Source organism: Sulfurimonas sp. NWX367, from assembly GCF_039667065.1.
Taxonomy (GTDB): domain Bacteria; phylum Campylobacterota; class Campylobacteria; order Campylobacterales; family Sulfurimonadaceae; genus Sulfurimonas; species Sulfurimonas hydrogeniphila.
The window spans coordinates 618,615-639,390 of the sequence record NZ_JALCZM010000002.1 but is presented as its reverse complement, the minus strand read 5'-3'; the positions used below and the strand labels follow the sequence as shown (position 1 = coordinate 639,390).

20 protein-coding genes are annotated in these 20,776 nt (G+C 34.7%); 5 read left to right on the top strand and 15 right to left on the bottom strand.

Annotated features, from left to right (window positions below; all coding sequences use genetic code 11):
• The first annotated feature begins 38 nt into the window (after positions 1-38).
• The gene (locus MNY28_RS07950; RefSeq protein ID WP_346389464.1) at positions 39-563 is read left to right on the top strand and encodes a hypothetical protein; all 525 of its coding nucleotides are present in this window, start codon (positions 39-41) and stop codon (positions 561-563) included.
• A gap of 123 nt (positions 564-686) precedes the next feature.
• Positions 687-2,039, top strand: a complete 1,353-nt coding sequence (gene rho, locus MNY28_RS07945; RefSeq protein WP_346389463.1) for a transcription termination factor Rho — start codon at positions 687-689, stop codon at positions 2,037-2,039.
• Between the two features lie 103 nt (positions 2,040-2,142).
• Here the strand turns inward: rho and MNY28_RS07940 are convergent, their stop codons facing one another.
• The 4 genes from MNY28_RS07940 to MNY28_RS07925 all read right to left on the bottom strand — a co-directional run bounded on the left by MNY28_RS07940 (position 2,143) and on the right by MNY28_RS07925 (position 5,539).
• Entirely contained in the window at positions 2,143-2,472 is a 330-nt protein-coding gene (locus MNY28_RS07940; RefSeq protein ID WP_151900884.1) for a thioredoxin family protein, read from the bottom strand.
• A 3-nt stretch (positions 2,473-2,475) separates the two neighbouring features.
• On the bottom strand, positions 2,476-3,705 hold the full coding sequence (murD, locus tag MNY28_RS07935; protein ID WP_346389462.1) for a UDP-N-acetylmuramoyl-L-alanine--D-glutamate ligase: 1,230 nt from the start codon (positions 3,703-3,705) through the stop codon (positions 2,476-2,478).
• Entirely contained in the window at positions 3,683-5,029 is a 1,347-nt protein-coding gene (locus tag MNY28_RS07930) for a hypothetical protein (protein WP_346389461.1), read from the bottom strand. Before MNY28_RS07930 ends, murD begins: the two co-directional genes overlap by 23 nt.
• Positions 5,030-5,095: 66 nt before the next feature.
• Complete coding sequence (locus MNY28_RS07925; protein WP_151900887.1) at positions 5,096-5,539, bottom strand: host attachment protein; 444 nt, start codon at positions 5,537-5,539, stop codon at positions 5,096-5,098.
• Positions 5,540-5,650: 111 nt separating this feature from the next.
• Between MNY28_RS07925 and pcm the strand changes: the two genes are divergently transcribed.
• Together pcm and MNY28_RS07915 are read left to right on the top strand one after the other, a co-directional pair.
• On the top strand, positions 5,651-6,280 hold the full coding sequence (pcm, locus tag MNY28_RS07920) for a protein-L-isoaspartate O-methyltransferase (protein ID WP_346389460.1): 630 nt from the start codon (positions 5,651-5,653) through the stop codon (positions 6,278-6,280).
• Positions 6,281-6,331: 51 nt separating this feature from the next.
• Complete coding sequence (locus MNY28_RS07915) at positions 6,332-8,041, top strand: DNA polymerase III subunit gamma/tau (RefSeq protein ID WP_346389459.1); 1,710 nt, start codon at positions 6,332-6,334, stop codon at positions 8,039-8,041.
• A 24-nt stretch (positions 8,042-8,065) separates the two neighbouring features.
• On the opposite strand, the gene MNY28_RS07910 is transcribed toward MNY28_RS07915, so the two are convergent.
• The 10 genes from MNY28_RS07910 to MNY28_RS07865 all read right to left on the bottom strand — a co-directional run bounded on the left by MNY28_RS07910 (position 8,066) and on the right by MNY28_RS07865 (position 19,363).
• Positions 8,066-9,268, bottom strand: a complete 1,203-nt coding sequence (locus MNY28_RS07910) for a restriction endonuclease subunit S (protein ID WP_346389458.1) — start codon at positions 9,266-9,268, stop codon at positions 8,066-8,068.
• On the bottom strand, positions 9,261-9,848 hold the full coding sequence (locus tag MNY28_RS07905; RefSeq protein WP_346389457.1) for an Abi family protein: 588 nt from the start codon (positions 9,846-9,848) through the stop codon (positions 9,261-9,263). The genes MNY28_RS07910 and MNY28_RS07905 overlap by 8 nt, the downstream gene beginning before the upstream one ends.
• A gap of 87 nt (positions 9,849-9,935) precedes the next feature.
• A complete protein-coding gene (locus tag MNY28_RS07900; RefSeq protein ID WP_346389456.1) occupies positions 9,936-11,420 on the bottom strand; it encodes a class I SAM-dependent DNA methyltransferase in 1,485 nt (494 codons plus the stop codon).
• A 142-nt stretch (positions 11,421-11,562) separates the two neighbouring features.
• Positions 11,563-12,621, bottom strand: coding sequence for a Fic family protein (locus tag MNY28_RS07895; protein WP_346389455.1), 1,059 nt, complete (start codon positions 12,619-12,621; stop codon positions 11,563-11,565).
• Positions 12,611-14,437: an AAA family ATPase gene (locus tag MNY28_RS07890; RefSeq protein ID WP_346389454.1), complete on the bottom strand. Its 1,827-nt coding sequence runs from the start codon at positions 14,435-14,437 to the stop codon at positions 12,611-12,613. The genes MNY28_RS07895 and MNY28_RS07890 overlap by 11 nt, the downstream gene beginning before the upstream one ends.
• Positions 14,430-14,915 carry an ABC-three component system middle component 2 gene (locus MNY28_RS07885; protein WP_346389453.1) on the bottom strand — a complete coding sequence of 162 codons (486 nt, stop codon included), beginning with the start codon at positions 14,913-14,915 and terminating at the stop codon, positions 14,430-14,432. The genes MNY28_RS07890 and MNY28_RS07885 overlap by 8 nt, the downstream gene beginning before the upstream one ends.
• The gene (locus tag MNY28_RS07880; RefSeq protein WP_346389452.1) at positions 14,908-15,957 is read right to left on the bottom strand and encodes an ABC-three component system protein; all 1,050 of its coding nucleotides are present in this window, start codon (positions 15,955-15,957) and stop codon (positions 14,908-14,910) included. The genes MNY28_RS07885 and MNY28_RS07880 overlap by 8 nt, the downstream gene beginning before the upstream one ends.
• Positions 15,954-18,287: a DEAD/DEAH box helicase family protein gene (locus MNY28_RS07875; protein WP_346389451.1), complete on the bottom strand. Its 2,334-nt coding sequence runs from the start codon at positions 18,285-18,287 to the stop codon at positions 15,954-15,956. Before MNY28_RS07875 ends, MNY28_RS07880 begins: the two co-directional genes overlap by 4 nt.
• A 100-nt stretch (positions 18,288-18,387) precedes the next feature.
• Positions 18,388-18,624 carry a hypothetical protein gene (locus tag MNY28_RS07870; protein WP_346389450.1) on the bottom strand — a complete coding sequence of 79 codons (237 nt, stop codon included), beginning with the start codon at positions 18,622-18,624 and terminating at the stop codon, positions 18,388-18,390.
• A gap of 64 nt (positions 18,625-18,688) precedes the next feature.
• Positions 18,689-19,363 carry a response regulator transcription factor gene (locus MNY28_RS07865; RefSeq protein ID WP_346389449.1) on the bottom strand — a complete coding sequence of 225 codons (675 nt, stop codon included), beginning with the start codon at positions 19,361-19,363 and terminating at the stop codon, positions 18,689-18,691.
• 86 nt (positions 19,364-19,449) lie between these two features.
• Between MNY28_RS07865 and MNY28_RS07860 the strand changes: the two genes are divergently transcribed.
• Positions 19,450-19,899, top strand: a complete 450-nt coding sequence (locus tag MNY28_RS07860) for a hypothetical protein (RefSeq protein ID WP_151900897.1) — start codon at positions 19,450-19,452, stop codon at positions 19,897-19,899.
• Here MNY28_RS07860 and MNY28_RS07855 read toward each other — a convergent pair.
• Entirely contained in the window at positions 19,896-20,702 is an 807-nt protein-coding gene (locus MNY28_RS07855; protein WP_346389448.1) for a TIGR00282 family metallophosphoesterase, read from the bottom strand. The two genes, MNY28_RS07860 and MNY28_RS07855, sit on opposite strands and share 4 nt — an antisense overlap.
• Between the last annotated feature and the right edge of the window lie 74 nt (positions 20,703-20,776).

The window sequence follows — 20,776 nt, the reverse complement described above, 5'->3', positions numbered from 1 at the left end:
CGATATAGATTAAAAGTAAAAAAGAGAAGAAAAGAAAAATGAACACATCCTATGCAGCAAACAGTTACTACCGCCATGATTTGAACATTACCATGAAAACCTCAAGCGGAGACGTCATAACAATGGACTTTGCAAACGAGAAGTCTGCCTCTGCAAACTATGAGACAGATGGCAGTTCACGCAAAACATCAATGAGCTTTTCCTCAATGTCCTCATTTAAGTTCTCCATAGATACAAACGGCATCGATGCTCAGGACCAAAAAGAGATAGAAGCTTTCATGAAAACAGCCCAGCCTTATATAGACAAATTTATACAGGAGTTGAGCGAAGATGCCCCAAAATCACCGGTAACAAAGCTTGCCAAAAAAATAGCCGCACTGTTTCAACCCAATGAAAACAACAGTGAGGCACGCAACAATACTATCAAAACAAATATTGTAGAAATGTTTGACAGATCACTGCAAAAAGTACAGGAACCTCTCAACATTTTCAAAGAAACACAGAAGCTTCTGGAAAAAACACTCAAAGAGTTTGATACCTTTAACAAAGAACTTTACGCCTAAAAATGCAAAAACTTGACAATAGCGTCAGAGTTATTGTAAAATTCCAGCAACAAGACAGATACACAAGGTATCTTTGAATCTTTCCTACAATTTCAATCCTAATCAATTAAGGCAGTCATACATATGAGTGAAAATGAATCTTCCACACAATCGCGTAAAAACACTAAAAACAATCATAAAAACAATTCAAAATCCAGAACACACACTCCTGTAAAAGGCTCAAGTGTCGAAGAACTTCGTACAAAAAGCATTCAAGAGCTTGTTGATATAGCGACACAGCTTGGTGTTGAACAGCCAAATGAACTCAAACGCCAGGATGTAATCTTTGAAATACTCAAAGCGCAGACTGCACAGGGCGGCTATATTCTTTTCAGCGGTATTTTGGAAATCATGCAAGACGGTTACGGTTTTATCCGTTCAATCGATCAGAGTTTTAATGAAAGTATCAATGATGCCTATGTATCAAACACACAAATCAAACGCTTTGCTCTGCGAAACGGAGATGTTGTAACGGGTCAGGTTCGTCCCCCAAAAGATCAGGAACGCTACTACGCGCTTATAAAGATAGAAGCAGTCAACTCCCTTCCTCCGGAAGAGAGTAAGAAAAGACCTCTTTTTGAAAACCTCACACCACTTTATCCGACAGAACAGCTCAAACTCGAATACCGTGAAAAAGGCTTGACGGGCCGTATGATGGATCTTTTTTGCCCTATCGGAAAGGGACAGCGCGGTTTGATAGTTGCGCCTCCAAGAAGCGGGAAAACAGAGCTTTTAAAAGAGATCGCACACGGTATTACGACAAATCATGCTGAAGTTGATTTGATGGTACTTCTTGTGGACGAACGCCCAGAAGAGGTAACAGACATGGAGAGAAGCGTCAAAGGCGAAGTCTACAGTTCTACCTTTGATATGCCTGCAAAAAACCATGTAAAAGTTGCCGAGATGGTCATAGAAAAAGCAAAACGTAGAGTAGAGCTTGGGCGTGATGTCGTTATTCTCCTGGATTCTATCACTCGTCTTGCACGTGCCTACAACACAGTTACCCCTTCAAGCGGAAAAGTGCTCTCAGGCGGTGTGGATGCAAATGCCCTGCATAAGCCAAAACGTTTCTTCGGAGCGGCGAGAAACATTGAAAACGGCGGCAGTTTGACTATTATTGCCACAGCTTTGGTTGATACGGGAAGCCGAATGGATGAAGTTATCTTTGAAGAGTTCAAAGGGACAGGAAATATGGAAGTCGTCCTTGACAGAAAAATTGCAGACAGACGTATCTACCCTGCTATTGACATTCTCAAATCAGGAACACGTAAAGATGAACTCCTTATCGGTCCAGAAGTATTGCAGAAGGTATTTATTCTTCGTCAGATGCTGCATAAACAGGATAACGAAGTCGAAGCACTCAAATTTATCTACAACACTATGGGCAAAAAATCTACGAATGAAGAGTTTCTTGAAAGTATGAACACAAACAGCTAGTGTTCATGTTTTTAGGAACCCGTACTTAAGTGCGGGCTAAGAGTGGCAAGAGTATTACAACAGCCGGCACTGAAGTACCGGTTCCGAAATTGAGATTAAGTCCTTAACACTCTTTCAAAATCACATCTATCATATCATCGGCAAGAGTAATCCCTGTTCTGTAAAAAAGCTGTTTCTCTGCCTCTTTAAATATCAAAGTAGTCGGCACTTCTTCAACAAAGTACCGCTGTGTCAGATACTCCGACTTTCCGCTGTCAATGCTCAAAACAGAAACATTCGCAAGCCTGTCACACAGCTCCTCAAGCTCCATGTCCATAATCTGGCATGCATCACAGTAGTAAGAACCAAACTTTAAAACGACAAATTTTTCTTTTTCAAATTCTCTTGCCAAAACAACATCAAAATTATCTTCATCCACATCTATAAACGCCATTGTCTATCCTTTTAATTGCTTAACTGCTCTTTTAAACTCATCCCCACGCTCTGCAAAGTTTTTATATTCGTTAAAACTCGAAGCAGCAGGAGAGAACAACACGGTTTTTCTTGCTATATTATAGGCTTTTTTGACACTCTCTTGCAAGTTTTTTTGCAAAAACAGATTTTTTTGTTTCACTTTTACATGTAAAGCATCATAAATTTTTTTCCCTGTATCTGAAAAAAGTATGATGTTTGCGACATCACTTGCAAGCAAAAAATCTATCAGCACTTCATAATGCACACCTCTGTCATTCCCCCCGATTATAAGCGTATCAACATTTTTTAAAATTTTCACAGCCTCTATGGTAGCCTGAGGGATTGTTGCTATTGAGTCATTTATATAAGACACACCCTTGACTTCTTTGACAAATTCCAGCCTGTGAGGAAGCGTTTGAAAAGTGTTAAGTGTTTGCATATATGCCTCATCACCGAGTGCCAAAATTTCTTTGAGTTTTTCAAGTATCTGCAAAGTAGATTGATGAATAAACCCGTTTTGCAGACTGAAATCCACACTGTATTTGAGTTCATTTTCATATACATTATATCCGCAGTCCAATTTTTGCGCCAGATTATAGATAAAAACATCCTTTTTGCTCTGATACCTGTATATATTGAACTTGGCTTCATAGTATTGATGTACATCTTTGTAATAATCCAAATGTTCTTCAAACAGATTGGTCAAAATCGCAATATGAGGGGAGTGCGTTACATGTAAGAGCTGATGAGAGGAGAGTTCCATCACTATTTTTGTCTCAGCACTGATCTCTTCGAGCATATCAAAAGCGGGTATACCGATATTGCCGCATAAAATACTCTTTTTTTCTGCATTTTTCAACAAACTGTCTATAAGTGTTACAAGGGTACTTTTGCCTTTTGTTCCCGTTACTCCGATAATCTGATGTTTAAAATGCTTGAGCAACAGTGCTGTTGTAGAAGAAAAATGAAAAGAGTGATAATCAATGTCCAAATTATACAAAGAGATGCCGGGTGATTTGATAATCAGTTCTGCTTCATGGAGCTTGTCCAAATAATTCTCATCACAAGAAGGATGATTTTTATCTATGATAACAAGTTCAGTACCCGGTAAATATTTTTGTGCAAAATTATAAAAAGATTTCCCTTCTACACCAAAACCGAAAATCCCGATGCTTTTATACTGTTTTAAATCAGAAACTAAGTTTTTCAACATGGCTTTTGAGGTTCTTTTTAAATTTTTGCGGCAGATTGTTTTGCCCGTCATAGTTTACATGTAAAGGATATTCCATATTTTTTGGTTTGTAGGTTTTCAACAGGGACGGCAATTCTTGTTGAGAATACGAATAATATTTTTTGCTTAATGCGTAATTGACCTCATCATAGGTCCCCACACACTCAAAAGGTTTGACGGCATCACTTTGGGAAAGTCCGTCAAAAAGTTCTTGCAGTGCCAAATCGTCAAGCATATCTTTGCCAAATATTTTTTGCAGTGCAGCGTCCTCTATATAATTGCACAGCATGATATAGGTAAATAGGCATTTTGGGCATTTGCCACACCATTCATTGCGCTTGCTGCCAACATTACAGCTGCGAAACGTAAAAAAGTGTTCTTTTGCAAAGCTGGCAAAAAGCTTGGCAATGTGTATCTCGTCCAAAGGACGCAAAAAACTGAAATACTCTACATCCTCCGTTATAAAACTAAAAACATACTCCCGAAAATCATTTTCAAACTCTATAGATTTTGAGTACTGATGGTTGATTTTCTGTCCGTTGTAGATGATGTTTTCTTCATTGGCACTTGATTCGTTTGAAAGGACGATGTACTTCGTTTTGTACAGCAGACCAAGCCAGATGGAGATAAAGCCGACAATGGAGGAAAAAGGGATATGTCCGTTTAAGTAGCCACGCGCATTAAAATCCAGAATTTTCTCCAGGTCAAGCTCTCTTTTTAGTTCTATCGCATGTTTTGGATGCTGCTTCAGTATCTCTTGTGAAGCAACAATAGGGTTCATAGAAAACATCAATGCATCAGGAAACTCCTTTTTTAAAAGCTCATAACTTACAAGAGAGTCTTTTCCTCCGCCAATCGGTATGATGATGTTTTGCTGTGTGCATAAAGCTGTTTTGTCAAATGTCTTGCCTTTACATGTAAAGCGAACAAGATCTTCTTGCTTTACCTCGATGCCATTGAGATAAATATACTCCCCCAGCCCATTAAAATAAAGCTTTTCAAACCATTTTTTCTGCATTTCGTTTATTGTTCCGCATTCTATGACAAACTCTTGCGGCAGAGCGATTTTGTAGTAACTGATGGCTTCTGCAAGGCCGATATGAAAAACAATATTTTGCATAGAAAAATCTGTAGATATTTTTTCATTTTTTTTAATGCTGAGACGATGAAGAAAGTCAGTCGTTTTTCCTTCTTCATCAAGTTGATAGTGAAAGTGCAGAGCTATTTTATCTTCATCTTCTTGAATTTCATAGCTTTTGTATATAAATTTATTTGCTTTTTTACGCAACTCTTTAAATTTTTTCATGAGAACCATTTGATATTTTTAAAAGATTATATAATCTTTTAACTCTATATCAACTAAAAGTTCCCATTAGTTAAAATACTCAAACAGTTTGTTTTTATCGATTTTCACCAAATCAAGCGCCACATTCTTTTTCAAAACAGCCTTTGTTTCCTGGCTGAGTTTATCAAGCAGTTCGGCATTGTTCTCCTGTGGAAACGCTAAAAACAGAGATTTTGGCTGTATCTGCTGTACAATCATATCTATATCTTCTGCCACCTCAGTAAGTGTTCTTTTTGCAATCGTCTCTTCAACACTGTGTTCTTCAATTGTTGCGTGTCCTTTTCTGCCATTGGCATCACTTTTGAGTTCATGGAGTTTTTTTCTGCCCTCAATAAAATCCTCAGCATTCACCAATTCCAAAGAGTAGTTAATTTTCAATTCATTGTTATAAATATCTTCATGTTTTACTGTTTTATATGCTTTTAATTCCCCTAAGTCTGCCACGATTATAACTGTATTGTCTAATTTCATAATTCATCCTTGTAAAAAAATTTAAAAACATCATCAAAACAAAAGATGCTTTACATTATGATATGGAAAGAATACTTTATTGCAGATAAATTTCAGACAAAAGGAGCAAATATGAGTACAAACCGTGAACTCATTCAAAGCATGCAAAATTCTGGCGTTTTAAAAACACCACAAATCATAAAAGCTTTTGAAAAGATTGACAGAAAATATTTTGTGCCCGAAGGTTTTGAAGAAGCAATTTACAGAGATGCCCCCCTGCCCATCGGCGAAGGACAGACAATCTCTCAGCCTTCAACAGTTGCTTTTATGCTTGAACTGCTTCAACCGCGCCAAGGAGACTCTGTTTTGGATATAGGGTCAGGTTCCGCCTGGACTACATCACTCCTGTGCGCCATTGTAGGCCAAACCGGTCATGTTACGGGCATGGAACGTGTTGAGAGACTTGTCAGTATTGGACAAAAAAACCTTTCGCAGTTTGGTTTTGGGCAGTGTCATATCGAAAAAGCAGGCAAAGAGTTAGGAAAACCGGGAGAACAGTTTGACAAGATACTGGTCTCTGCCAGTGCACCGGAAATTCCTTTTTCACTTTTTGAACAACTCAAACCCAACGGTGTACTTGTCATACCGGTAGGCAATTCCATCTTTAAGTTTAAAAAACTTCAAGATGGCAGAATACAGCAAGAGGAATATGCAGGTTTTGTATTTGTACCTTTGATTTACCAGGAAAAACAGTTTCATTAAATCATCTTTTAATCCACTCTCTGCTAAAATCTATTTACCTGAATTTGGAGTATGAATTTGAAAGAAGCGCATGAAGTTTTAGCCAGAAAATATCGTCCGTCAAACTTTGATGAACTTATCGGTCAAGAGACGATAGCACAGACTCTCTCACTTGCACTTGATTCAAACAGACTCTCTCATGCCTATCTGTTTTCAGGGCTGCGCGGAAGCGGAAAAACTTCAACTGCCCGTATCTTTGCCAAAGCACTCATTTGCGAAGAAGGAATGAGCCATAAACCTTGTGACAAATGTTCCAACTGTGTAATGGCAAAAGAGAATCGTCATATGGACATCATAGAGATGGACGGGGCAAGCAGCCGTAAAATCGACGATATTCGTGACCTTATAGAACAGACAAAATACAAACCGGCCGTTGCCAGATATAAAATCTTCATTATTGATGAAGTACATATGCTCACAAAAGAGGCTTTTAATGCCCTGCTTAAAACACTTGAAGAACCGCCCCAATATGTCAAGTTCGTCCTTGCAACCACTGACCCGCTCAAACTTCCTGCAACAATTTTAAGCAGAACACAGCATTTTCGATTTAAAAGTATTGCCACAAACAAGGTCGTTGATCATCTTGCCCATATTTTGCAACTTGAGGGGATAGAGTATGAAACAGAGGCGCTTGAAATTCTCGCAAGAAGCGGGAGCGGAAGTCTTCGTGATACGCTGACATTGCTTGATCAGGCAATAATCTACTCAAAAAACCATGTTGATGTTCGTACCGTTACAGATATGCTCGGACTGGTTGACCCAAAATTTATCAGTAAACTTTTCGATACTGTTTTTGCAAAAGACTATGCACGGCTGGTAGAGTATACAAAAGAACTGGAAGATTACGAAAGTGAAATGGTTGTAGACGAACTCATCGCTTATCTCAAAGATAAAATGTATAATCAGGATGCTCTTTTTTCTACACTGGTACTTGACAGATTTTTTAGAATACTGAGTGAATCAAAATATCTTTTCAGCATTAATGCCGATGGTTCCTTTGTGCTTTCGATGATATTTTTTAAGATGATAGAAGCGCTTAAAATACGGGAAATTGATCAGATGATAGAATCTTTTGAAAAAGATGTGAAACGTCCTGAAATTATTGTATCACAGGAAGAGAAAAAGGAGGTGCAAAGCTCCTCTCCTGTAAAAATAAAAATGCAGGAAACTACCCCTGAGATGAACGGCAAAGTCGCAAAAGAAACCTCTGTAGAGAATACGCAGGAAATACCGACAAATGAGCATCTTCTCACTTTTCAAACGCTCATAGAAAGAATCACAGACAGAAACTATGCACTTGGTGAGTGTTTTACAAAAAACATTCGCTTTGTTTCCTATGAAAAAAACATACTTACGTGGGAGAGTTGTGCGGACGAAGAGTGTAAAAAAGTGCTCAAACACGGATATGCGGTCATTAAACAGCTTGTTCGTGAAACCTTTAATTTTGAGACAAAAATAAAAGGAGTTGCCTGCACGAAGATAGAAACAGAAGAGGAACCACAGACACAGGCATCACAACCCGTCGAACAACAGCCCGAAATGCAAAGCGGCTCTACCGTCGAGGACATTGAAGCAGGCGGTGCTGCAAGCTGTGTGACAAACTGTGACGAGCCTTCTGTGCAAGATGAAACAAACGGCACAGACATCACAAAAGAGCCGATGATCCAAAAGGCGATAGAGATGTTTGAGGCAAAAAAGGTCACTGTTCAGTCAAAAATCTAATCAAAAAACAGCATAATTTTGATTTTACAATTCCCCTCTAAATGCCTGGTCTAAGATGGAAGCCTTTAATGCCACCAGACTTTGCATTTTTTCTTTTTGCACTGCTTTTAGTTTTTCTATTTTTTGTGAGATTTTGTCTAGGTAGGCTACTGTTTTTTGTTGGATGTTTAAAGAAGGCACAGGAATATATGCTTCATTTGATTTGATAAACTTAGTGGTTAATCTAGGCATTCGTGCACCACTACAATTACTCATAACTTTTGCTAAATACTTTGGAGATAAAAAATAATGTTTTACATATTTCATGCTCAAGTTATTATCAATTGGCAAAAATGGTAAAATTTCTGTTGTAGCTATTCCATCAAAATCAGCAATCCATACTTTGTTTAAATATGGTCTTAATTTACCATAAAGAACCATTCCCTTTTTAAAATTAACTTTACTACTTTTTATATCTTTTCCAATAGAAGGTGCATAATTTACGAGTTTTCCACTATTGGACTCAATATTTTCTAAACCTATATAATTATACATTTTATCATCATCTGGAATCAGTGTCTGATTATTTATTTTCATTACAGATAAGATTTGTGTTTTACCATACTTCTCTTCCATCCCTCCAAAAACCTCATTCAAAACACTTCCCATTAAAACATCAGCTTCATCCATATTTTTTTGATGCAGGGCTATTGCTTTATCTATCTTTTCAAAAAGAGTATCTAGTTTTGCAACTATTCTTTTTTGTTCTTGGAGTGGAGGGAGAGGAATTTGAAACTTTTTTAAACTTGTTTTACTAACTTCTTTGAATGTTGTAGAATTTGATAATGAAGTAATTTCAGGTGTAAATCTACTTAAAATATATGCTAAATATCGATTATTTAAATTTTCATTGCATATAAAATTTGTAAAGCCTTGATTTGTAGATACTTCAATTGTGTTAATTGCTATTTTCCCAATAGTCGCTCTGCTACTGTAAAGGACAGTTCCGACTGGTAAAAGTTTTGCTGAACTTTTATCTAATCCTTGTTGAGTAATTTTATCTTTGGAATCAGAAATATAAATTATATCTCCTATTTTTCCCAAATCTGTTGGAGATAACCATACAATATTCCCATTATCCCAATATTCATTCATATTTCTTTTCGGTGTTCCACCACCAATTAATTTAGATATATCATCTAACTGTTTCCACTCCCAGCCCTCAGGAAGCTCATATAACTCACTCATTATTCACCCTCTTTGCAAATGCACACACTTCATCATCAAAATAGCTTAGTATCTCATATATCTCACTCTCTATGTTTACAAACTCATCTTTTATAATATTTTCATGATGAAAAACCCTATTTCTAAACTTTCTGATGTGGTTTAACTTTGCAGATATTTTTTTTCTATCTATTAACTCTCTGTTTTTTGGTGGTAAGTTTGGAAATATCTGTTTAAGATAGGCTGTTCTCATCTTATCGTTATAAGCAGATTGAAAAAGTGCAGTCCAAAAACCAAATGAAAGTTCAGATATTAATTTATCCTGAGTAATTTCTTCATGATTCTTTCTTATTTTATCTTTTGCAGATTCTATTTTTTCTATCTCTTTGTGTTTTAAGAATTGTGCTTCATTTACAATCCATCCAGCACCATAAAACCTTTCAAATAAGCTATTTATGCTATTTCGTAAACTAACCTCTAAAACAGAAAGGGGAATATATGATTGTTTTGCCTTTTTTAGATTACTATCATAAAGTTCTAAAGTATCATAAATGGCAAATCGTTTTGATGTAATATATTTATTTATTAGAATATCATTCATTTGACTTTAGACTCCATTTTTTGTATAATACAAACGAAATTCCCTCGTAAGCCTATATACTTAGAGATATAGCCGAGGGTATTGAACTTATTCAATATCTTTTCCCATTAAAATCGTTTCAATTTCATTCATTAAAGTGTTTATCTCTTCATTATTACTTTTTATATTTTCAACCAACTCTATCGGTGATTTATGCTCTATTACTTCAATGTTGTTAGGATTTTTAGCACTGATGTCAAACTCTTTAATGTCATTTATATTAACTATCCAAGAGTTATCTGTAAGAGTTCTGTCTTCCCACACCTCTAAAAATTCTTTGAAGTGTTCATACTGAATAGGTTTGTTTTTTGTAAGTTTATACGGCGGGTTAACTTCGTAGTAAAATATATCTGAGGTACTTCCGTTTCTGTCAAAGAAGAGTACATTTGTTTTCACACCACTGTAAGGCAAAAATATTCCTGCTGGAAGACTAAGGATAGTATGCACATTAAATCGTTCTAAAAGTTCTTTTTTGACTGCACCAAATGCCTTGTTTGTTTGAAACAGCACACCTTCAGGAATAACCACACCACACTTTCCACCAAGTTTTAAGTAGTTCATCATATGTTGTAAAAACAGCAACTCAGTAGCATTAGACTTTATAGGAAAATTTTGCTGGATGGAATCATTCTCTTTTCCGCCAAAAGGAGGATTTGCCAAAATACAGTCAAACCTGTCTTTTTCTTCCAGCCCTCTGATGTCTTTTGTAAGCGTGTTCGTTTTTGCAATGTTTGGAGATTCTATGCCGTGCAAAATCATATTCATCACACCCATTACATAAGAGAGTGGAGTTTTTTCATTTCCAAAAAATGTATCTTCATTTAAAAACTTTAACTGTTCGGTGGAGAGTTCTCTTTGTTCGTTTTTTGCAACATCGGTGTATCTCATGTGATTATATGCTTCTATGAGAAACCCGCATGAACCGACTGCCGGATCATACACAGTTTGCCCGACTTGTGGGTTAACAACATCAGCAATAACTTTAATAAGCGGACGAGGAGTATAAAACTCCCCACTGTTACCGCCATCACTTCCCATATCTTTAAGCAGTTTTTCATAAATAAGTGAGAGTTGAAACAAATCAGCCTGATTGTGAAAGTCCATAGCATCAATGATGTCTAAAACCTCACGAAGTGTATGCCCATTAGCGATGCGATTATCTAAAAATTCAAAGATAGCACCGATTTTGTATTTTATAGATTTTGGGTCTTGGGTAATAGATTTAAACCCTTTAAGGTAGACAAAAAGTTCCTTATTTACAAATTCTAAAAGGTCTTCCCCGCTTTTGGCATTGATAAGGTCAATCTTGCCATCTTTTTTAGGACAAGCCCAAGAACTCCACTTGTATTTATCATCAAGTATATAAGTATAATCCTGCCCGTTTAAAAGTGCTTCATCAGCCTTAGAATCTTCTAAATCATTTAAAAATTTTAAAAAAAGTATCCACGATATCTGTTCTGTGTACATCATAGCACCGCTGATTCCATCATCCCTGCGGAGTATGTCTGTTATTCTGTTTATTTTGTTTTCCAAATTTTACCTTTCTTTTAGCGCAAAGCTATGTTGTGATTTCTTAGTTTTTTCAACATAGTTTTAAAGCTATGTTAACTTTTTTTGATTTTTTTAACATAGGTCTTAAGCTATGTTAATATTTTTCACTTCTTTTAACATAGTGTTATATTCCTTTTTTCAACCTGTTAAACAGCTTATTGTTAATATAAAATTTACTATTTTGAATTTGTATATTTGTTACTATGCCTATCTCTTCTAAACGGATTAAATACTTAGATGCTGTTTGTCTTGTGATACCCAGACCATCTACCAAAAACTCTATTTTCGTGTAAGGATGCATAAATAAAATCTCAACCAAATCTTTAGAGTAGATTTTTGGCAACTCCTCACGGATTTTAATTTTACTCTCATTTATGAGTTTATCTATATCTTCTATGAGAATGATTGTGGCTTGTGAAGTCTTTTCTACTCCGTCCAACATGTAAAGTATCCATTCTTCCATCTTCTCCTCAGTTCTCACCTCTTGCAGTAGTCTATAGTAGTCTGCTTTATTTTGAATGATATAAGAACTCAAATACAAAATAGGCACATCAAGCAAGCCTTTGAGCATAAGATACAAGATATTTATAATCCTGCCAGTACGACCATTGCCATCATAAAAGGGATGGATACTCTCAAACTGATAATGAATAATCGCCATATTTACAAGTGGGTCAATCTCATTTTCTTCATTGATATACTTCTCAAGATTGTCTAAAAGTTTTTGTATAGTCTCATACTCTTGAGGTGGTTCAAACACCACCTCTCCGGTAGATTGGTTTTTCAGTACTGTTCCACTCTGTTTTCTAACCCCTGCATCATTTTGTTCTAAAATTCCTTGAATTTGCACTATATCACGTTTGAGCAGCAAACCACTCTCTTTTACAATCGCATACCCCTTTAAAAGTGCCTCTCTATAGTGTTGCACCTCTTTTGTAGCATGTGTAACCGACTCTACATCAAGCCCGGCACGAAACAACTCATCATGCGAGGTAATGATGTTTTCTATCTCCGAACTATCCTTAGCCTCTTGTAAAACCAAAGCATTTATAAGAATGTTTTGATTTGGAATGATTTTAGCCGTACCGTTTAGCTTTGCCAAAGCACGGTTAGCCGAAATGGCTTTTTTTAGGACTGTTTGGGTTTCTGGGTTGGTTTTTAGGGGTAGGTTTTTAATCATCATTTATACTTACCTTAGGTAAAAAACCATTCTCTTTAGTAAAGATTTTATAATTTACTTTATCTCTTATATCATTAGGTATTTGTGTGTTTTCTATAAGAATAACTTGCTCTTCAATAATATTATCAGCTAAATATCTGTAAAACTCCTCAGCTAAATTTATTGATACTTGTCCATTATCATCTTTATCATCTGGCTTATAAGGGTTTAATGGAGAATCAATAACGGTTAATCCAATTTGATAATCTTTAGTCCTTAAAAACTCTAATATAGAGATTATAAAAACAGCATATAATATAGCTTTATATCCTTTTCCATAATCTTTACGGTTTTTTTGACCTATAAAAATATCTAAATTTTCTTCTGAAAATCCAATATTAGCACTTTCAATATTTTCAAAATTAATACTTGTAAGAATAGTTTTAATATTTGTAATAATTGGGTCGAGTAAGGTTATAGTTAGTTTTTCATAATTTGTTTCTTTTTTAGTTTTTTTATTTGTATCAATCACAAGTTGAATTTTATCTCGTTCAAATACATAACTATCAAGATTATTTTTCAATAGTTTAATTTTAGAAAGTTCTTCCCTTTTATCTGTATATAGTTCTATTTTAGAGAGTATATCTTTTATTTCATTATTTACTTTTTCTTCCATAGTGAGAATAATTGCTTTTAGTTTAAACTCCGTATCTTTAATTTTACTCTCAATACTACTTTTATCTTTAATAAAAATAGATTCACTTTTTTCTACTTCTATTAAAAGTTTAGATGTTTTAGTGATTTCACTTTCAGTTGCCAATATCAATTTCTCAATATCAATATTTTCTGAAATGGAACTATCGCATACAGGACAAGAAGTCTTTTTTTCAGGAAATATAGTCCCTAATTCTATATTTGCCTTTAATCTAGCAATATCACTAGCATATTGCTTTTTCAAAATAGAACTACGCTTTAATATTTCATCAAAATTTATCCAAGACTTTTTATCTTCATCTATTTTCTTTGTAAGATTATTTTTTTCACTATTTAGCTGATTTAATTCCTCTGATAAATAAATTTCTTCCTTTTTAAAATTAGATATAGTCATATTTAATTTTTCTATTTGTTCATCAACTTTTTTATAATCTATATCTTTTAGTTGTGCATCAATTTGACTAATTAATTCATTATATACTTCTAATTTTCCAGTTTTATTTTGAACATCTTTTGGCTTTAAAGCAACAATAATATCACTATCATCTTGACCCGTCAATAAAAATTTAAACACATTTTCTTCAAACGTTTTTAAGCCATTGAAACCTCTTTCTGGTTTATCCGCTATTATAGATCTTTCTGTAATAATTTTCTCTTCATCTATTAGAAAATATTTAAGTAAATCTTGGAAATAAATAATCTGCTTTTTACCTTCTTTATTTTTGAGAACTTCCTTCTCATTAATATTGGACAATTTAAGTAAAAATTTTGAAATTGTTTCATCTGGACTCTGCTTATCATTTTTAGATTTCAAAATGATTTTATTATTTGTCTCATTCTCCAATAACTCAAAATCTCCTCCATTAAGTGCTCTTTCTAATCTATACGACTTATTTAAATACGTTTTTATATATATTCTTGCTTTCTTAAAATTTGAAGCCTCAGGGATTTTTTTGGGTTTTTTACTTGCTCCTAACATATAGGAGATACATTGAAATATAAAAGTCTTACCTGTATCTGAAGGACCATAAATAACATTCAAGCCTTTTTTAAACTCAATAGAAACTGTTTCTACACTATCCCCTAAAAGCTCTAACTTTTCTATAATAAAACCATATTTATTCATCTATTAATCCTATCGTACAATATGGGTTTTCTGTACCCCATTTATTCTTGTTGTCCATTACAAATTTATTTAAATCATCAAAGCTATATATCTTAAATTTATTATGTACCCAAGCTGCATTTTCTTTAAGTTTTTCAGTATATTCTTCTTCAAGGTTTACTAAAAAAGGGGAAGTTGTTTCACTGGCTTTATATTCTATTCCTCTCTGGGAATATTCAACATCAATCAGCCCTCTTGATAAAAGTAACTTTGTGGTATTTCTTATTAATTCTCTTTTTACTGATAGCTCACCATATCTATTTGGTACATCAGCATGTAGACTCTCATCTCCACCTATATCTTTTGTATGCAATATAAAATAATCATAATAATTTATCATTTCGATATCATAACTTTTTGGATAAACTATTTCTAAAATCACCAATATCCTAAGTCCCATTTCTAACTCATTGTTAAAAACTTTTATTACTTTACTCATCTTCTACCCATGTTAATTTTTCATCATTCACCAAATGATGACATAAACCTTTTTTATCAATAGTCTGACAAGCATCTTTTAGGGGATTTGATTCAATTGGTATTTTACCTGCTTCACTTTCAATAGCAAGTACTTTTTTATACCCATCATCAAATTCTTCTCTTGATTTACTTGAAACACCATCATAAATATTTTCTTTTAAATTTTCAAAGATACCATCAGGTAAACTATCCCTATTTAGCATTCTTAACTCTTCTGCTTTATAGAAGCTTTTTCGTGCATCTTCAAAATGCCCTTGATGTGATGCTGACGATATATCACCTACATTTAAAATTTCATCAGTTGAATTGGTATTGTAAGATTTTACAAGTTGGTCTATATATCTTAAATCTTCTATTTTGCTTGGAATATCTACAATAGGTCTTGGTGGCAAAGAACCTCCAAATCTAACTAAATATTTTTCATGATTTTTATATTCTGAAATAATAACTTTTGGAACAATACCATCAAAAATAGAAAAGTTAAATGATTCAAAATAATTTAATAACTCATCTCCTAGTAATACTTCTTCTGTATCCGTAATTTTTGTTTTGCAATATTTGTCCCAGTTTTTTTTCAGTTCATCTTTTAAATTAGATGGATCTTGTAATAATTTATTTAAACTAGTACCTATTCCTTGCGGGGCAATAAAATAATATTTTGCAGGAATTGGATATTTGGATTTAAATGTATAATAGATGATTTTTCCAAATTCCATCCAAATATCAGAAGGTCTTAGAGGATGGTCATAGTGCTTGCACTGATAACAATCCCATTGATAATTTTGCGGATTATTTCTTGGATCAGTAATATATGCAACTATATCTCTTCCCATATCCCCTGCACCAGCAAGCCGTTCTGTTTTTATATATGTACTTGTTTTTAAATCAAGCCATTCTTCTGTAAATATTTCCCAATCATCAGCAGATATGAGTTTAAGTCTATCAGTAGGACTAACATATGCACCTTGTAATATTTGTTGGGCTGTTATAACTTCATTCATCTATAAATCTCCCTCTGCAACTCAAAATACTCATCTCTCATCTCAGCAATTCCGCCAAAATTATTAGCAACTTCTCTCACACTCCCAAGCCCGCTTAAATCAACCAACTTTCCTAGTTTGTCTTCATCAAGCTCTTTTACGCCGTCTTTTTTGTATCTCTCAAGTATAAATTCCATGAACTCTTTGGCTTTTTCATTGTGATGTTTTTCTATAAACTCTGAGTGTTCTACTGCAAAGACTCTTTCACTTCTTGTCTTAATATTAAGATTAAAAGAGAGGTGGGCGAGTACGTCATATATGTCGCTATTTTCTGCATCAAAGATTATTTTGAGGTCATTTAACTGTGCTTCATCGATGTTCATCTCTTTTAGTTTATTGAGCAGGTCTTTTCTATTTGTTGGGTTACTCCAAATACTACGGAGTCCATCTTCATCATTGTAAAACTTGCCAAGGACTCCTATGAGAAGTTCTAAATAGTCCTCTGTTTTTAAAGGGATTCCGTCCATACCGACATAAGTGGTCTCTATGTTGATAACTTTGAGTTTTTTACCCTGTATATCTATGGTTACTTTTTCATTTTTTGGCGACTCACCTTCAGGTGGTTCTGTTGGTTGGGTGTCATCATTTTCACCGTTTTTCTTATCTTTTTGTGTTCTTGGCGTTCTTTCTTCTTGTACATTTTCTCCATCCCACGCAGGGTCATAAAAAAGATTGGTCGCTCCGACAAAATCCATAATGGTAAAAAAATCTTTGCCCTCATAAACTCTCGTTCCTCGACCTATTATCTGTTTAAATTCTGTCATTGATTTTATAGGAGCAGTTAAAACTACATTTCTCACATTTTTGGCATCCACACCTGTTGTAAGCATTTTTGAACTGGTGAGTAGTGTAGGTATATCTCTGTCGTTGTTTTGAAACATCTCTAAAAAGTTACGACCGATGTCACCCTCATCTGAGGTTACTCTCACGCAGTAGTTATTGTCTTTAACAGTTTTGAACTTGTCTATTGCAATTTTCATATCAAGCGCATGTTTTTGGTTCACACAAAAAATTATAGATTTATCCATAGGGTTCATATTTTGCAGGATGGTTTTTGCGATGAGTTCAGTCCGTTTTGGAATGACTACTTGTTTTTCAAACTGCTCTAGTTCTACTATCTGCTTCTCTAACTCACCTGTTATGATGTCATTAGGGTCAAATCTGTACTCGTCTATATTGGTTTGAATTCTCTTTACCTTGTAAGGTGTTAAAAAACCATCGTTTATGCCATCTTTGAGAGAATATTCATAGATAGGTTCTCCAAAATATTTGTAAGTATCTCCGTTATCATCTCTTTTTGGTGTCGCTGTTAAACCTAAGTGAACAGCACTGCCAAAATGATTGAGTATATCTCTCCAAGAACTTTCATCATTTGCACTGCCACGATGACACTCATCTATGATGATAAGGTCAAAAAAGTTAGCTGGATACTGTTTATAGTAGGCGTACACATCGTCCTCTTGCTCTTCCTCACTCATATCTGCAACTCTGTTTTTATTTTCTGCGATAGATTGATAGATGGCAAAAAATATGTTACCAGCGGTAGGCACTCTACCACCTCTTTTTTTAATAACTTTTCCGTTAATCTCAACACAATCTTTCTCAAGTGGATTGAATGTATTCATAGATTGGTCTTTGAGTACATTTCTATCGCTCAAGAAAAGTATCTTGGGCCTTCTATCGCTTCCGTCTTTATTCCACTTCGATTGAAATAATCTGTATGCTATTTGAAAAGCTATGTAAGTTTTGCCTGTTCCGGTTGCGAGAGTCAACAAAATTCTTCTCTTTTCATTGGCAATAGCTTCTATACTCTTTTGCACAGCAATTTGTTGATAAAAACGAGGTTTCATCGTCCCCTCAATGTAAAAAGGGTGAGTGATTACATCTTTTGCTTTAGCAGATTGTTTGCCATATTTTCTAAAAAAAAGTTCATCAGGAGTTGGATAGTTTTGTATAAACTTACCTTTTCCCTCTATAAGAGAATGTTCATAGATTTTATGTCCGTTTGTTGTATAGACAAAGTCTATCTTTAATCGCTGGGCATAATTTATAGATTGTTGCAATCCATCGAGTGGGTCTTTTGATTCGGCTTTTGCTTCGATGATGGCTAGGTTGGTATTTTTATATGTAAGCAGGTAATCAACAAAGTATCTTTTACCGCGTTTGCCGCCTATAAGCTTTCGCCCATCGGTAAAATAATATTCTCTTACTATATTTGATTCTAACCAACCACTTTCCTTGATGGAGGGGTCGATTAGTTTCGAGCGAGTATCTGATTCTGAGTATGCCATTAAACCCTACTAAAATTATTTAATCTATTTTAGCAAAAATTAACCGCTATGTAGATGAAAGTTTGATGATACTCTCTTTAAAAACTAAAAATAAGATATTTTAGAGAGGAAAAGAAGATATATTTGAATCAAAAAAAATTTCACTGCAGCACAAATCTTTTTGATGGCAATACTCTAATATCTCAACAAAAGGGGTAGAGTTCCGTTTTTTGATTGTTGCAAATTTTGATTGGGAAATATTTAGTAAATTTGCCACATCCTTATCATATACTTTCGTATTTGATCCATTCGCAATATGCTCTTTGAAAACTTCTATAATCGTTCGAAAATCTCTCATTCTTACTCCTAAGAGCAACAATATAACCAAGAAAAATCAAGAAAGCTAAAAATATGTCAATTTGTTAACATATTTTATACCCTACTCCGCGAACTGTTTGTATATAGTCTTTTGACTTGTCCGGGTCTATCTTCTCTTTGAGCCTGTTGATGGCAACATTGACAGTCTTGTACTGGTGGTTTTCACTGTCACCCCAAACATTTTCAAGCAGATAATCCCTGTCAAGTACACTGTTTTTATTTAAGATAAATTCACTTAAAAGGTCAAATTCAAGCTTTGTCACATCAACAGGTTTTCCGTTTACATGTAATGTTCTGCTGCTTTTGTCAAGCAGTAAATCTCTAAAAAGCAATTTTGAATTATTGTATTTTTTTGAAGTTCTTTTTAACACAGATCGGATGCGAAGGACCAATTCTTTCATATTAAACGGTTTCGTGATGTAATCATCTCCGCCTCGCAAAAAGCCACTCTCAATATCTTCATCTCTGTCTTTTGCACTTAAAAATATAACGGGTATATCAAGCCCCTCATCACGTAGTTTTGCAACAAACTCACTTCCTTCAACACCGGGAAGGTTCCTGTCCATTATAAGTAAATCTATATCTTCTTCATCTAAAATCTGCACAACTGTTTTTGTATTTAAAAAGCCTATTGTTTCAAATCCCTCTTTTTCCAGGGTGTATTCCAACAGTTCGAGCAAATCTTCCTCATCTTCAACTATTACTATATTTGCACTCATAAATATGCCTTAATATTTTTTATAATTATATCAAAGATTCTATGGTATAATAGACCAATTGCGGAAATTTTGAAGAGGGAAAAAAGATGTTTGTTTCATCATACAATACATATATACCAAACAAGCACACATCAAAAATAGATAAAAATACGCAAAATGAAAGAGACAATTTCTCTCAAGAGCAAGAAAAAGTATTCTCAAAAAGCCTTGAAAAAGTTGTTGCTTCTTCTGTAAAAATACCACTCAATTATATTTCAAACTATAAGTCATTACACAACCAGCAGTTACTGCAACAGCAAAATACACCCAAAAAAGAGTATGCCAAAACAAAATTTGAAAAAATAAAAAAAATCAGCAGTGCCCAGAATGCCTACAGTGAAAATTCTCACTATTTTTCTCTTGCGCAAAAACCCAAAACAGCGTTAACACAAGAGGTCAAACAGCCTGAAAACATACAACGCAACACTCTTTTAAAACAGAAATTTATCAATACCTATATTGCAAATGACAACTACTACAGAGTAACTGCCGCCTAATCCAGCCATGCCTCGGTTCTAATCACTCTGCTGTCATCAAAAATTTTCAGTTTATATGCTTCACTGCATTTGCCGTCGTTGATTTGCATGACAGCCATCTGCAGAATTTTTTTACACTTTTTTGGAATATCAAAATGCCCTTTTAGACCTGTCAAAAACTGTTTTACAGGAACATCCTTGTCCATGCCTATAATATTGTCACGGCACCCTGTAAGCCCTATATCACTCATATATGCCGTACCGTTTACAATTTGAAAATCATCAGTGCCTACATGAGTATGTGTCCCGATAATTCCGCTTACTTTTCCCTGAAGCATCATCATCAGTGCGCGTTTTTCACTTGTAGCCTCAGCATGAAAATCAACAAAAATATTTTTTATCTCCTGCGTGTGCAGCTCCTCAACCGTATTTTTTGCACAGCGAAAGGCATTGTCGGTATAGGGCATTGCATAGTGCCCCATTATATTAAGGACAGCAAGTTTTTCACCCTTTATATCATAAATACGCAAACCGGTTCCCGGTACTTCCTCAGGATAATTATGGGGCCGCAGCAGTTCATGCGTATCTAAAAGAGGAATAATCTCTTTTTTATCCCAGGTATGATTGCCTCCGCTCATAACATTGATGCCGTAGGAGAAGAGTTCATTTGCATTTTTGAGTGTCAACCCAAAACCGTGAGAAGCATTTTCATAATTTGCAATGACAAAATCTATTTTGTGTTCTTCTTTTATTTTCTTCAGATAATCCCGCAACATAATACGTCCGGGCTGACCTAGTATATCGCCTATAAATGCTATTTTCAATGTATAATTCTTTTCATTTGTTTTTTAGAATTATAGCCAAATCTTTTCCCTGTTTTTCTTTAAAAAACAGTATA